Source organism: Duganella sp. 1411, assembly GCF_017833525.1.
GTDB lineage: Bacteria > Pseudomonadota > Gammaproteobacteria > Burkholderiales > Burkholderiaceae_D > Rugamonas.
Map to the genome: position 1 here is coordinate 96999 of NZ_JAFICD010000007.1, position 14120 is coordinate 111118.

Below are 14120 nucleotides of genomic sequence, written 5' to 3' on the forward strand. Positions count from 1 at the left end.
GGAAAAAAACCAGGAAAAGCTGCACTCTAAGCCTGTGTTGAGCTTGGTGTCGCCCGCTTCATGATGCTACTGATGTAGCCAAACTACAAATGTTTGTAGCAAACTTTCAAGAACCGGGCTTTTTCCAGCTATTACTGGGATTTTACTGGCAATTTGCTACACCGCACGACCGTGCTTTTATCTCTACTTTATTGCGCCGCAGCACGCTGCGTCAGGATCTCCACCGCCGGCAGGGTCTTACCTTCCAGGAATTCCAGGAAGGCGCCGCCGCCGGTCGAGATGTAACCGATCTGTTCGGTGATACCGTATTTGGCGATCGCCGCCAGCGTGTCGCCGCCGCCGGCGATCGAGAACGCCTTGGAGTTGGCGATGGCCAGCGCCAGCGTCTTGGTGCCTTCGCCGAACTGGTCGAACTCGAACACGCCGACCGGGCCGTTCCAGACGATGGTGCCGGCGGCGGCGATCTGCGCGGCCAGGGTGGCGGCGGTCTTCGGACCGATATCGAGGATCATGTCGTCGTCGGCGACGTCGGCGACGTCCTTGACGGTGGCGGCGGCCGTTGGCGAGAATTCCTTGGCGCACACGACATCGACCGGGATCGGCACCTGGGCGCCGCGCTTGGACATGATGTCGATGATGGCCTTGGCTTCATCGACCAGCTCGTTCTCCACCAGCGACTTGCCGATGTTCAGGCCGACGGCCTTCATGAAGGTGTTGGCGATGCCGCCGCCGACGATCAGGTTGTCGACCTTGTCGGCCAGCGCTTTGAGGATCGACAGCTTGGACGACACCTTGGAGCCGGCGACGATGGCCAGCAGCGGACGGGCCGGGGCGCCCAGCGCCTTGCCCAGCGCGTCCAGCTCGGCGGCCAGCAGCGGGCCGGCCGCGGCGACCGGCGCGAACTTGGCGATGCCGTGGGTCGAGGCCTCGGCGCGGTGGGCGGTGCCGAAGGCGTCGTTGACATAGATATCGCACAACTTGGCCATTTTTTGCGCCAGTTCGTCGTTGTTCTTCTTCTCGCCCTTGTTGACGCGGACGTTTTCCAGCAGCACCACCTGGCCGGCTTGCAGGTTTTCCAGACCGGCGCCGTCGACCCAGTTCTGTTTCAGCTCGACCGGCTGGCCCAGCAGCTCGGACAGGCGCGCGGCGACCGGGGCCAGGCTGTCTTCCGGTTTGAACTCGCCTTCGGTCGGACGGCCCAGGTGGGACGTGACCATGACCTTCGCGCCGGCGGCCACGGCGGCCTTAATGGCGGGAACGGAGGCGCGGATGCGCGTATCTTCGGTGATATTGCCCGCATCATCCTGCGGCACGTTCAAGTCGGCGCGGATGAAGACGCGCTTGCCTTGCAGCGCATTCTGGGCGATGAGATCTTGCAGACGGATGAAGTTCAAAACAGCGGACATGGCGACCCAAAGGTGAGTTGAAAGAAGAGCGCTATTTTACCGCAAGCCGAGGCGTGTTTTCTTGTTATTAAAATACAGGAACAAGGGTGGGGAGCAAGCGTAATGCTGTAAAGAAAGCCATGCCGAAGATGATGGTTTCCAGCATATTGCGCCGCAGCAAATAATACAAGGTGGCGACGATGCCGGAGATGAGCTTCAGGTTGCTCAGATCCAGCACCGCGTGGCCGTCCGGGCCCAGCACCAGGTCCGGGGCGATGATCGCGGCCAGCGCGCAGGCCGGCGCGTAGCGCAGCATTTCCTGCACCCGCTTGGGGATGGTGATGTGGTGGCCGATCAGCCAGAACGAGCTGCGCGTGGCGGCGGTGGCCAGCGCCAGCACGCCGATGACGACCCAAATTTCCCAATCAGCCATCGGTGTTTATCCCATTTGATTTGTCACGCCGGTTGCGCCACTTTTCGGTACCCTCCTCGACCGCCATCGCGGTCGACATGCCGACCAGCACGGCCAGCAACAAGCCCAATTTATACGGCAATCCCGCCGCGGCGACCGCCACCGCGCCCGCCACCAGCACGCCGCACAACGCCGGCCGCCCGACCATCAACGGGATCATCACGCAAATGATGGCCAACGTGCCGGCAAAACCCAGCCCCCACTCGGCCGGCACCGTGCTGCCGAGGAAAATGCCGGCGATCGAACCGACCTGCCACGCGCCCCAGTTCGGATACAGCAAGCCTTTCAAATACGACAGCTTGCCCACCTGCGGCGCCTCGGACGGGTATTTTTGCAGGAACAGCGCCACCGTCATGTCGCCGGCGACATAGCCGAGCAGAAAGCGGCGGCGCCACGGCAGATGCGCGAAGTGCGGCGCCAACAGGGCCGCGAAGATGACGAAACGCAGATTGACCACGAACGCGGTCAGGAAAATCACCCAGATCGGCGCGCTGGCGGCGATCAACGGCAGCGCGGCCAGCTGCGCCGAGCCGGCGAACACCAGCAAGGTCATGCCCAGCGCCTGCGGCACGCTGAGCCCGGACTTGACCATCGCGATGCCGACCACCAGCCCCCAGGCGCCGATGCCGAACAACGTCGGCGTGCCCGTCTTCAGGCCCTCCCGCCAGGAAGGCTCATGGTGTTCCGCCACGTAACGGGCAGGCGCGGGAGGGGTGCTGCTCGGTTCAGTCATGTGGCTGCGGGTGCTCAGTTGTATGTGGCATTCCCGCCACATAGCAGGCCACACCGGGATTGTTGAGGCGCTATTTTACCGATGATTTTTGCTCAATGCGCAATTCCGTTAAAATCGTGCTTTTCACGCCTTTCGGAGCATTACAAAATGACCAACGCCAACACGTCCGCCGCAGCCGCCACCAACGCCGTTGAGCTCGACGGCAAGGACTTGCCGGCACACTGCCCGAACCCGGCGATGCCGCTGTGGTCGTCGCACCCGCGCGTGTTCCTGGAGTTCAACCACGACGGCGTCGCCAAGTGCCCGTACTGCGGCACCGCCTACCGCCTCAAGCCGGGCACCGTCGTCGGCCACCATTAATAGCTATGCAAACCGCCAGCCGCAGCCTCCGGAGCCAGCATGCCGATTAAACGAGCAAAACAGTTGAACGGCAGCGCCGCCGAGGTGGAGACGGCGTTCTACGACGCGCTCAACCGCGCCGACCTCGACGCGCTGATGGCCTTGTGGGCCGACGACGAAGAGATCGTCTGCGTCCATCCTGGCGGCACGCGCCTGATCGGGCACGCCGCCATCCGCGACTCGTGGAGCAAGGTGCTCGAGCACGGCGGCCTGCACATCATGCCGTCGCAGCTGCACGAGACGCATAATCTGATGAGTTCGGTGCACACGGTGGTCGAAGGCACCACCGCCGCCAGCGGCGAGCCGGCGCACCTGATCGCCACCAACGTCTACGTCAAGACCCCGCGCGGCTGGCGCATCGTGCTGCATCACGTCTCGGTGGCGCCGGGAGCGGTGCCGGTCGACACGCCGACGCAAGTGCTGCACTGACAACTCCCCCGCCGCCGTGAAGTACACCGCTCCGTTCTGGCTGCCTAGCGGTCACCTGCAAACCATCTACCCGGCCGTCGCCATCGCCAAGCCGGCGGTGGCGTTCCGCCGCGAACGCTGGGATGCGCCGGACGGCGACTTCGTCGATGTCGATTTCGTCGACGGCCGGCCGGGGCAGCCGTTCGTCGTGCTGTTCCACGGCCTCGAAGGCTCGTCCGACAGCCACTACGCGCGCGCGCTGATGGCCGACATCGCCGCGCGCGGCTGGTCCGGCGCGGTGCCGCATTTCCGCGGCTGCTCCGGCGAGGCCAACCGCGCGCCGCGCTTCTACCATTCGGGCGACGCCGCCGAGGTCGACTGGATCATCCGCCGCCTGCACACGAACCATCGCGCGCAAGGCGGCGGCAAATTCTACGCGGCCGGCGTCTCGCTGGGCGGCAACGCGCTGCTGCGCTGGCTGGGCGAATCGCAGCACCAGGCCGACTTCGTCGACGCCGCCTGCTCGGTGTCGGCGCCGCTGGACCTGGCGCAGGGCGGCGTCTCGCTGTCGAGCGGCTTCAACATGATCTACACGCGCATGTTCCTGCAAACGCTCAAGCCCAAGTGCATCGCCAAGCTGCGCCAGTTTCCCGGACTGTTCGACCTGGACGCGCTGCACGCGGCGCGCGACCTGTACGCCTTCGACAACGTCGTCACCGCGCCGCTGCACGGCTACCGCGACACCGACGACTACTGGGACCGCGCCAGCGCCAAACACGTGCTCAACGACATCACCGTGCCGACCCTGGTGCTCAACGCCGAAAACGATCCCTTCCTGCCCGGACGCCATCTGCCGCGCCGTGCGTCGCCCAACGTCGTATTGGACTATCCTGCCGAGGGAGGCCATGTCGGCTTCGCCGTCGGCGGGCTACCGGGCAAGCTGCACTGGCTGCCGCGGCGTCTGATTCACTTTATGGAAGGCGCCAACGACAGTATGGACAAGCAAGGGATGGCGAAACAACATGGATGACATCGTCAAGCAGGCCCTGGCCAAATGGCCAAACGTGCCCCACTGCTACGGCTGGCTGGGACTGGACGCGCGCGGCAACTGGCGCATGCGCGACGAGCGCGCCCAGCAGCTCAAGCTGCCCGGCGACAAGCTCGCGCACGAGGCGTTGATCGCCTTCATCGTGCGCAATTACGCGGCCGATGACCGGGGTTGCTGGTATTTCCAGAATGGCCCGCAGCGCGTCTACGTCAACCTGGAGGCGACGCCCTACATCGTGCGCACCGATCCGTCCTGCGGCTGGCTGTTGCACACCGGCACGGCCATGGGCGGCATCGACAAAGCGGTGTTGACGGAGACCGGCGCGCTGGTCCTGCGCAGCGGCGAAATCGTCGCCCAGCTCGACGACCGCGACTTCGCGCAAGTACTGCCGCTACTGAGGATGAACGACGAGCCGGTCGCCGACGAAACCTTGCTGGAATGGATGGAGAGCGAGGCGCGTTCGCTCGCCTCGACGTTGACGCTGACCGATCACGAGCGCCAGATCCCGGTGCACCGCGTGGCCGCCGCGCAGCTGGCGGGCCACTTCGGCTTCGTCAGCGAACCGTCCGCCCCGGCGTAAGGTCGGAACCTTGCCGCAAGCGGTCGAACGGATTGGTCGACTGGTTGGAAAACGGGCTGCCTGACGGATTGTTGGTCCGGTTGTTGTCCTCGGAGGAGCCGGAGCGCAACTCCGCCTTGAACGCCGGCCGGTTCTCGGCCTCGCGCAAATCCTTCTTGCCCTTGTCGCCCATCTCCTCGCGCCGGCGCGCCTGCAACTCGCGCTCGCGCGCGTCGATCACGGCCTGGTCGTAGAACGACGCATCGGGCGCCTTGCGCGCGTAGCCGAGCTGGTCGAGCGCCGACAGCACGCCGCCCTGCAACACATACGACTCGGCCAGCGCGATGTGCTGCAGCGCCACCTTGCCCTGCTTCGAATACGCCTGCGCCAGCAAATCGTAGGCGTCCGGGTCCTCGCGGTACGACTGCACCTGCTCGCGCAGATAGGCGGCCGCCTCTTCATATTTGCCGGCGGCGATCAGCGCCTCGCCATACTGGTGGGCAATGCCGCGCGACAGCGGATAACGCTGGTGCGCCGCCTCGGCATCGACCAGCGCCTGCGCGATGACGGCCTTGTTATCCGGCTGCGCCAGCTTGATCTCGATGGCGGTGCTGACGAAAATCGCATCCGACGACGGCTTGGCCGCCACACTGAAGGTGCCGGCGGGCGGCGCCTTGCTGAACGTCGCGCGCGCCTTGTCCAGCCACACCTGGGCGTTGGCGGTGTCGCCTTTTTTCAGCGACAGGAAGGCCATGCCGTACTGGCCGGCCGTCAACTGATGGCGGTTCTCCTGCAGCATCTGGTTCTCGAAAAACGTCTTCGCCTCGGCATAGCCTTGCGACGTCTGATCCTGCAGCACACGCGCGCGCGAACGCACCAGATAAAAGTCGAGGCTGTCGACGCGCTGCTTGTACGGCTGGTCGCGGATGCGCGCCTGGATGTCGGCGATGCGCTCGGTGGTCAGCGGATGGCTCTGCAGATAGGCCGGCACCAGATCGCTGTAATTGCGCGTGGCGGCCTGCATGCGCTGGAAGAAGGCCACCATGCCGGACGTGTCGAAGCCGGCCTCGCCCATGATCTGGAAGCCGATGCGGTCGGCCTCGCGCTCGGCGTCCCGGCCGAAATTCAGTTGCCGCTGGATCGCCAGCCCCTGCCCGCCCATGAACACGCCCATGGCCGCGTCGCCGCCGGCCCGGGACGCCAGCGCGGCCAGGATCATCGCCGCCAGCGGGATCAGCGCATCCTGCTTTTGCTGGCCGATCGAACGGGCGATGTGGCGCTGCGCCACGTGGCCGATCTCGTGGCCGAGCACGGACGCCAGCTCCGATTCGGACTGCGCCGCCAGCAGCAGCGCCGAGTGCACGGCAATAAAGCCGCCCGGCAGCGCGAACGCGTTCAGGTTCGGATCGCGCACGGCGAAGAAGTAATAGTCGAAATTGGCCTCGCCGCGCGCGTCGGGGCGGGCCGCCACCAGCGCGTTGCCGAAGCTGTTCAGGTATTCGAGGATGGGGCCGTCGTCGAGGAAATCGCGGTCGCGGCGGATATCGCGCATGATCTCCTCGCCCAGCTTGCGCTCCATCAGCGGCGACAAGTCCTGGCGTTCGGTATCGCCCAACGCCGGCAGGTTGGGGATACGCGCCGGGGCGAGCGCGGTCTGCGCCATGGCCATCGGCATGGCGACCAGCAGGGCGGCCGCGATCATGCGCATGCGCAGCGGGCGGCGGCCGTCGGAGGTAGGGGGGCGGCGGTTCGATTTCACGGTGATATGATACCCGCAACCGGGGCGCTTACGCACGTCGCCCTCCACTGAATTATTTTGTTAGCTCTTGATCATGACCGACACCAAATCCGCCCCGCCAGCCGAGCACCTGACCCACTTCGACGCCTCCGGGCAAGCCCACATGGTCGACGTCGGCGCCAAGCAGGAGACGCACCGCATCGCGGTCGCCAGCGGGACCATCCGCATGAAGCCGGAAACCTTGGCGATCATCACCAGCGGCACGGCCAAGAAGGGCGACGTGCTCGGCATCGCCCGCATCGCGGCGATCATGGCGTCGAAGCGCACCAGCGATCTGATACCGCTGTGCCACCCGCTGGCGTTGACGCGGGTGACGGTGGATTTTGAGACCGATGAGGCCAATTCGAGCGTTCACTGCAAGGCGCAGGTGGAGACTTTCGGCAAGACCGGGGTGGAAATGGAAGCGCTCACCGCGGTGCAGGTCGGCTTGTTGACTGTATATGACATGTGCAAGGCGGTCGATCGCGGCATGGTGATGAGCGATATCCGGGTGATGGAAAAGCATGGTGGCAAGTCGGGGGATTGGAGCGCGACGAGTTAAGTCCTTGATTCGGCATGCTGATCCCACGCTTTTCGATCCCAGACAGGATCATTGCCAAACGCTTCAGCCAGATAGTCGACGAATCGTCGCACCTTTACTGGAATGCTGCGCGCGCTCGGATAGACGGCCTGGATTGTCAATTCGGTGGTACGGTAAGCCGGCAGCAGGGCAACAAGTTCGCCGCGTTGAATATGCTCGCCGAATACGAACGTTGGCCCATACGCAAGCCCTGCGCCGGCAAGCGCGCAGGCAAGCAGCATTTGTGTATTGTTGGCGGTTACGCGACAGGGTCCATCAACCACGTACGAACGCCCTGTTTCATCAATAAATGTCCAGTCGCCGGCCGATACCGCTTCACTGAAAGCAAGACGCGGCGTCTGCAGTAAATCCTGCGGGGTACGCGGTGTGCCATGCCGCTCGAGGTACTTGGGCGAGGCACACACCACCATTCGACATGGCGCAAGCCGACGCGTCACCAGCGATGGATCGTCGAGCCTTCCGATCCGGATCGCGACATCGACACCGGCATCAAGCAAATCGATATAGCGGTCCCCCATCAGCACTTCCACGTTGACTTCAGGGTGCTCTTCCACGTAGCGCGCAACGACCTTCCCCAGATGCATGGCGCCGAACGTGACCGGTGCAGCGACGCGTAGCGTCCCGCGAGCGATGCCTTGCGCAGCGCTAGCTTCTCGATTCGCCTCAACGAATGCGCCGAGGATTTGCTTGCATCGGTCGTAATACGTCCGCCCGACGTCCGTAAGACTCAAGCGCCGCGTCGTGCGCTGGAACAGACGCGCATTCAAATCCGATTCAATCGCGCTGATGTGTTTGCCAGCCATGGCCGGCGACAAATTAAATCGCCGCGCCGCGCCGGCGAAGCTGCCTTCTTCGACCGCCGCAACAAAGACGCTAAGGCTCATCAATTTATCCATTCGCTCCCCCATTCGATAACAGAATTATCTACTGTCGTAACAAATGACGCCATTATCAATTTTTAGAATCGAATCTATCATCTCCGCACCGAAAAGACATAGGAGTGATGAAATGAAAATCGAAACGAACGGCACGCGAATCCATGTAAGGCAGCAAGGTGGCGGGGAATTGGCGTTGGTGTTCTTGCACTACTACGGCGGCTCGTCACGCACGTGGGACCCGGTGGCCGCAAAATTATCTGGGCGGTATCGAATTGTCGCCATCGATCATCGCGGGTGGGGCGAGTCCGACGCGCCTGCCCACGGATACGGTATTGCCGATCTTTCCGCCGATGCCGAAGGAGTCATCCACACTCTGGGGTTGCAACGTTACATCCTCGTCGGCCACTCCATGGGAGGCAAGGTTGCACAGCTGATGGCATCGCAGCGGCCGGCCGGACTGGAAGGCATAGTCCTCATCGCGCCCTCGCCGCCCTCGCCCATGGCGCTCTCCGAAGAACAGCGCGCAACCTTGGCCGGGGCCTACCAGTCACGTCAATCGGTTGAATTTGTCATCGACAACGTCCTGACCGCAAAACCGCTGGACGCTGCGAGCCGCGCTCAAGTCATCGAGGACAGCTTGAAAGGTGCCCCCCAGGCAAAGGCCGCGTGGCCGGATGTCGGGATGCGGGAAGACATCACCAAGGCGGTGTCGTCAATTGATGTGCCGACGATCGTCATCTCGGGCGAGCACGATCAGGTAGACCGCGTGACGACATTGCAGGCCGAACTTCTGCCGCGTATCCCGCACGCGGCCTTGCATGTGCTGCCGGGAGTCGGTCACCTGTCGCCGTTGGAGGCCCCGGAGGCGATTGCACAGAAGATCGCATGGTTTATCGAGGCCATCGAGAACAGGTCGGCTTTGTGCGAAACGCCCGAACAGGTCCCCGTTGCCTTCGATACAGCCTTGAATTGCGGTGATCTTGATGCCGTGATGGCGGTTTTCAGTAGCCGTGCAACGATGCGGATGACGAACGGCGAAGTGGTACAGGAAAACCCGGCCGAACTACGTAGTGCCCTGGCACAGCTCCTGACATTAAAGCCGCGTATACACAATACGGTACGCCGGGTGCTGCCAAGCGGCGACCTGGCTCTCGTCCTGCTCGATTGGCGCCTGAGCATGACGCTCCCGGATGGGAAATCGCACGAAGAATATGGGACTGCCACGCAAATCGTGGAAAAAGGGCGCGACGGTGGCTGGAGGCTGCGCATATCGAATCCTCTGGGGGTCGATTAACCCAGGCGTACGGCCCCGTACCCATGTGAGGCGAACCGCAGGCGCCATTGGTCACGCGCCTGCTCGCACATATGCTAACAACACCGAATCTTCATAGCGGCTCGGCTGATCGTCAAAAATGCAACGCTTTAATCCCCCCGAACCAATGTCCATGACAGCATGGCTAAGTGTCGCTTTGTTACTCTAAGTTAACGCGTATATAATAAATAGCACGGAAGTAATTTTTTGACAGTTAGCTTACCGTGGTCGCCCATGCGTCTGCGAGAAAGAACTTGAATGAGCAGCAACCCGCCCCCAAGCGAAGCCAAGACTCAGGAATACGAATTCGAGCAAATGAACCTGCAGGTGGGCGGCCGGATCCAGTTCATCACGCATCGGACCATCAAACCGATCCAGCACTTCTCCACGATCATCGGCTGGGTCAAGGACGAGTACCTGATCGTCAAGGTGCCGTTCGAAAACAACGCGCCGATCTCGATCAACGAGGGCGACAAGCTGACCATCCGCGTGTTTTCCGGCGTGAACGTGTGTTCGTTCGCGTGCGTCGTGCAGCGCGTGTTTCCCCGTCCATTCTTTTATGCCCATCTGTCGTTCCCGGTGTCGATCCAGGGCACCAGTCTGCGCGCGGCGATGCGGGTCAAGGTCGATATTCCGGCGCAGGTGACGACGCCGGTGGGCACCTCGTCCGTGTTCCTCGTCAACCTGAGCGTGTCGGGGGCGCTGATCGAATCGGCCAAGCGCTTGCCGGAGGACGATGCGCAGGTGGGGCTGTCGTTCTACCTGATCGCCCAGCCGGGTAATCGGCAGGTGCGCGTTAATCCGAAGGCGACTATCCGCAATATCAATGTGGTCAAGCCCGCCGCCGGGGATAAGCCGGAAGTGTTCACCTATGGCGTGCAATTTGTCGATCTGGACCCGGTGCATTACACCATGCTGCAAAATCTGACCTATGAGGCGTTGATCGCCGATCGTCAAAAGATCGTTTGAGCGCGGGAGGAAGGATGGGCACGCCGGCGCCCGCGCGCCTGCGGCGAACGAAAAAAAACCCGGCGGCGCCGGGTTTTTTGATGCCATCGACAGCTTAGTTGTTCTTGGTCAGCGCCGCAGTCGCAGCGGTGTTGGTGATGCCGGTTGAGGCCACCGTCCAACGCATCGCCGATGCCGTCTGCCCTGCCACCGGTGGCGACGGGGTGAAGGTGACCACACCGCCGTCCACGCCGCTACCGACGCCGGTTGCAAAGGTGAACGACACTACGCCGGCATTAACCGTGGCGGAGGCGACTTCCTTGGTTGCCGTGAAGTTATTAGCTGGAGGTATGCCGCCGGCGCCGTTGGTGCAGGTCGACGCGTCGCCGCCAGCTTCCTGGGCGCACAATGCGACGGCGGTTTTCAGCGAATCCACCGCGCTCAGGGCATTGGCCACTTTGGCTTTGACCGTGTAGTCGCTGTACGCAGGAATGGCGACCGCTGCCAGAATGCCGATGATCGCGACGACGATCATCAGTTCGATCAGGGTGAAGCCGGCCTGGGCTTGTTTCTTCATCATTTTCATGGATTTCATTTTGCGACTCCTGTGGGGTAAAAAATCGGGTGGTACACCTTCCTTATCGCAAGCGGTGTGCCAGCCTATTTTTTAGGCAAAATGGGGCGGAATATTTTCATAAGCGCCATTTTCAACGCGTTCCCTGCCGTTTTTTGTCAGTCCCTACCGCCGCGATTTGTCAGCCGTGACAATGTGTGACAATTATTGTCAGGCGATGCGGAAAGCCATTTGCGTGCCGCCCAGGTCGATCACGTCGCCATGGCCGAGCCGCCAGGCCTGCCGGCCGACCGCCGTGCCATTGACCAGCGGCGCCTGCCCACCCTCGACATGCGTCAGCGTATAGACATCCGGATGGCGCTCGATCACCACCACCTGCACGCCGGCGCGGCCGAGCGTGGTCTGCGGCTTGGTCAGCGCCATTTGTTTTCCGGCATTGTTGCCATTTAAGACTTCGATATGGGCCAGCAATGGCGCGGCGGCCATGCTCGGCCGTACGCCGTCGGCCAGGAATTCGACTTGGAACTTGGCCATCTTGATGACGTCTTGATGCTGCAGGAAATGCTTGCCGATGCGGTGGCCGTTGACGAAGGTGCCGTTGGTGCTGTGCAGGTCTTCCAGGAAAGAGTCGTCGAGGATGGTGACGATGACCGCGTGTTCGCCGCTGACGGCCGGGTGCGCCAGCACGATGTCGTTGCGCGGATGGCGGCCGATGGTCATCCGTTCCTTGCTCAGCTGAACCTGCCGCTCCACCTGGCCGTCGCGCGTGACGATGATCTTGGCCAATCCGATTCTCCAATAAATAAAGGGGAGCGCTGGGCTCCCCTTCATTATTCCACATTCAACCGGGCTGTTATTACAGCATGGCTTTCAGCAGACGCGCCATTTCGGACGGGTTCTTGGTGACGGTGATGCCGCACGCTTCCATGATTTCCAGTTTGGCTTGCGCGGTGTCGGCGCCGCCGGAGATCAGCGCGCCGGCGTGGCCCATGCGCTTGCCCGGAGGAGCGGTGACACCGGCGATGAAGCCGACCACCGGTTTTTTCATGTTGTCTTTGATCCAGTAAGCCGCGTTGGCTTCGTCCGGGCCGCCGATTTCGCCGATCATGATGACCGCGTCGGTGTCAGGATCGTCGTTGAACATCTTCATGACGTCGATGTGCTTCAGACCGTTGATCGGGTCGCCGCCGATGCCGACTGCCGACGATTGGCCCAGGCCCAGCGCGGTCAGCTGACCGACCGCTTCGTAGGTCAGCGTGCCCGAACGCGAGACCACGCCGATACGGCCCTTCTTGTGGATGTGGCCTGGCATGATGCCGATCTTGATTTCGTCAGGGGTGATCAGGCCTGGGCAGTTAGGGCCCAGCAGCAGGGTCTTCGAGCCGGCTTTGGCCATGCGGTCCTTCAGGGCCATCATGTCGCGGACTGGAATGCCTTCGGTGATGCAAATTGCCAGGTCCAGCTCGGCTTCGACGGCTTCCCAGATCGCGGCGGCCGCGCCTGCTGGCGGGACGTAGATGACCGACACGTTGGCGCCGGTTTCTTTTTTCGCTTCGGTGACGTTAGCGAAAATTGGAATGCCTTCGAAGTCTTCGCCGGCTTTCTTCGGGTTCACGCCGGCGACGAAGCAGTTTTTGCCGTTCGCGTAGTCGCGGCAGCCGCGGGTGTGGAACTGGCCGGTCTTGCCGGTGATCCCTTGGGTAACGACTTTGGTATCTTTATTGATCAGAATGGACATGTTGATTCCTTAATTAAGCTTGACCGGCAGCGGCGGCGACGACGCTCTTCGCTGCATCTTCCATGGTGTCGGCAGCGATGATAGGCAGACCGGAATCGGCCAGCATCTTCTTGCCCAGGTCTTCGTTGGTGCCCTTCATGCGGACCACCAGCGGCACGTTCAGCGAGACAGCCTTGACCGCGGTGATGACGCCTTCGGCGATCACGTCGCAGCGCATGATGCCGCCGAAGATGTTGACCAGGATGGCTTTCAGGCCTGGGTTTTTCAGCATGATCTTGAATGCTTCGGTGACTTTCTCAGCCGTCGCACCGCCGCCCACGTCCAGGAAGTTGGCCGGCTCGCCGCCGAACAGCTTGATGGTGTCCATGGTGGCCATGGCCAGGCCGGCGCCGTTGACCAGGCAGCCGATGTTGCCGTCGAGCGAGATGTAGGCCAGGTCGAACTTCGACGCTTCCACTTCGGCTGGATCTTCTTCGTCCAGGTCGCGGTAGGCGACGATTTCCGGCTGGCGGAACAGCGAGTTGGCGTCGAAGTTGAATTTGGCGTCCAGCGCGATGACCTTGCCCGAACCGGTCAGGATCAGCGGGTTGATTTCGGCCAGCGACGAATCGGTTTCCCAGTAGGCTTTGTACAGGCCTTTCAGGTTGGCGACGGCGTCGGCGATCGACGCTTCCGGCACGCCGATCTTGGCAGCGATACCGGCGGCTTCAGCGTCGGTCAGGCCGACGGATGGGTCGATGGCGATCGAGTGCAGCAGTTCCGGATGCGATTCAGCCACTTCTTCGATGTCCATGCCGCCTTCGGACGAGGCCATCAGCACGACGCGCTGCGAGACGCGGTCGGTGACCATCGACACGTACAGTTCTTTCTTGATGTCCGCGCCTTCTTCGATCAGCAGGCGGCGTACTTTTTGGCCTTCAGGGCCGGTCTGGTGCGTGACCAGCTGCATGCCCATGATTTGCTCGGCGTATTCTTTGACTTGTTCCAGCGATTTCGCGACTTTCACGCCGCCGCCTTTACCACGGCCACCGGCGTGGATTTGTGCTTTCACAACCCAGACCGGGCCGCCCAAGGTTTCCGCAGCTTTGACTGCTTCTTCTACGGACATGCACGGAATACCGCGCGGAACCGTCACTCCGTATTTTCGGAGGATTTCTTTGCCTTGATACTCATGGATTTTCATGCTGGCTTCCCTTCTGATGCTGATGTGTATAAATCGGTTGATACTGCGAAATGTGTGATGCTCGATAAGCAGATGTTGCTACGCGCTACCCGGTGCTGCTTTGTC

At 62.3% G+C, this 14120-nt stretch carries 16 protein-coding genes; 7 read left to right on the forward strand and 9 right to left on the reverse strand.

Features of this window, described 5'->3' with window-relative positions; all coding sequences use genetic code 11:
- Positions 1-188: 188 nt before the first annotated feature.
- The 3 genes from JOD97_RS27265 to JOD97_RS27275 form a co-directional block, all read right to left on the reverse strand.
- Positions 189-1406 (reverse strand): phosphoglycerate kinase, encoded by a 1218-nt coding sequence (locus JOD97_RS27265; protein WP_304511223.1) that lies wholly within the window; start codon positions 1404-1406, stop codon positions 189-191.
- 67 nt (positions 1407-1473) lie between these two features.
- On the reverse strand, positions 1474-1818 hold the full coding sequence (locus JOD97_RS27270; protein ID WP_209725538.1) for an AzlD domain-containing protein: 345 nt from the start codon (positions 1816-1818) through the stop codon (positions 1474-1476).
- The gene (locus tag JOD97_RS27275; protein ID WP_209725539.1) at positions 1811-2590 is read right to left on the reverse strand and encodes an AzlC family ABC transporter permease; all 780 of its coding nucleotides are present in this window, start codon (positions 2588-2590) and stop codon (positions 1811-1813) included. Before JOD97_RS27275 ends, JOD97_RS27270 begins: the two co-directional genes overlap by 8 nt.
- A gap of 147 nt (positions 2591-2737) precedes the next feature.
- Between JOD97_RS27275 and JOD97_RS27280 the strand changes: the two genes are divergently transcribed.
- The 4 genes from JOD97_RS27280 to JOD97_RS27295 are packed head-to-tail and all read left to right on the forward strand — an operon-like array spanning position 2738 to position 5025.
- Positions 2738-2950: a zinc-finger domain-containing protein gene (locus JOD97_RS27280; RefSeq protein ID WP_090325353.1), complete on the forward strand. Its 213-nt coding sequence runs from the start codon at positions 2738-2740 to the stop codon at positions 2948-2950.
- Between the two features lie 39 nt (positions 2951-2989).
- Positions 2990-3418: a nuclear transport factor 2 family protein gene (locus JOD97_RS27285; RefSeq protein ID WP_209725540.1), complete on the forward strand. Its 429-nt coding sequence runs from the start codon at positions 2990-2992 to the stop codon at positions 3416-3418.
- Positions 3419-3434: 16 nt separating this feature from the next.
- Complete coding sequence (locus JOD97_RS27290) at positions 3435-4427, forward strand: alpha/beta fold hydrolase (protein ID WP_209725541.1); 993 nt, start codon at positions 3435-3437, stop codon at positions 4425-4427.
- The gene (locus JOD97_RS27295; protein WP_209725542.1) at positions 4420-5025 is read left to right on the forward strand and encodes a DUF2946 family protein; all 606 of its coding nucleotides are present in this window, start codon (positions 4420-4422) and stop codon (positions 5023-5025) included. The genes JOD97_RS27290 and JOD97_RS27295 overlap by 8 nt, the downstream gene beginning before the upstream one ends.
- Here the strand turns inward: JOD97_RS27295 and JOD97_RS27300 are convergent.
- Positions 5000-6712: a M48 family metalloprotease gene (locus JOD97_RS27300; RefSeq protein ID WP_209725877.1), complete on the reverse strand. Its 1713-nt coding sequence runs from the start codon at positions 6710-6712 to the stop codon at positions 5000-5002. The two genes, JOD97_RS27295 and JOD97_RS27300, sit on opposite strands and share 26 nt — an antisense overlap.
- Positions 6713-6836: 124 nt before the next feature.
- On the opposite strand from JOD97_RS27300, the gene moaC reads away from it, so the two are divergent.
- Entirely contained in the window at positions 6837-7343 is a 507-nt protein-coding gene (gene moaC / locus JOD97_RS27305) for a cyclic pyranopterin monophosphate synthase MoaC (protein ID WP_209725543.1), read from the forward strand.
- Here moaC and JOD97_RS27310 read toward each other — a convergent pair.
- Positions 7340-8278, reverse strand: coding sequence for a LysR family transcriptional regulator (locus tag JOD97_RS27310; RefSeq protein ID WP_209725544.1), 939 nt, complete (start codon positions 8276-8278; stop codon positions 7340-7342). The genes moaC and JOD97_RS27310 overlap by 4 nt on opposite strands.
- 112 nt (positions 8279-8390) lie before the next feature.
- Here JOD97_RS27310 and JOD97_RS27315 point away from each other — a divergent pair, with 112 nt between their 5' ends.
- Both JOD97_RS27315 and JOD97_RS27320 read left to right on the forward strand, forming a co-directional pair.
- Positions 8391-9554, forward strand: a complete 1164-nt coding sequence (locus JOD97_RS27315; protein ID WP_209725545.1) for an alpha/beta fold hydrolase — start codon at positions 8391-8393, stop codon at positions 9552-9554.
- A 276-nt stretch (positions 9555-9830) separates the two neighbouring features.
- Positions 9831-10541, forward strand: a complete 711-nt coding sequence (locus tag JOD97_RS27320; protein ID WP_209725546.1) for a flagellar brake protein — start codon at positions 9831-9833, stop codon at positions 10539-10541.
- Positions 10542-10635: 94 nt separating this feature from the next.
- Here JOD97_RS27320 and JOD97_RS27325 read toward each other — a convergent pair whose 3' ends face one another.
- The 4 genes from JOD97_RS27325 to sucC form a co-directional block, all read right to left on the reverse strand.
- Entirely contained in the window at positions 10636-11115 is a 480-nt protein-coding gene (locus tag JOD97_RS27325) for a pilin (RefSeq protein ID WP_304511224.1), read from the reverse strand.
- Between the two features lie 189 nt (positions 11116-11304).
- Complete coding sequence (locus JOD97_RS27330) at positions 11305-11880, reverse strand: FHA domain-containing protein (RefSeq protein WP_209725547.1); 576 nt, start codon at positions 11878-11880, stop codon at positions 11305-11307.
- A 70-nt stretch (positions 11881-11950) separates the two neighbouring features.
- Complete coding sequence (gene sucD / locus JOD97_RS27335; protein ID WP_209725548.1) at positions 11951-12832, reverse strand: succinate--CoA ligase subunit alpha; 882 nt, start codon at positions 12830-12832, stop codon at positions 11951-11953.
- A gap of 13 nt (positions 12833-12845) precedes the next feature.
- Positions 12846-14015, reverse strand: coding sequence for an ADP-forming succinate--CoA ligase subunit beta (gene sucC / locus JOD97_RS27340; RefSeq protein ID WP_209725549.1), 1170 nt, complete (start codon positions 14013-14015; stop codon positions 12846-12848).
- Positions 14016-14120: the final 105 nt, after the last annotated feature.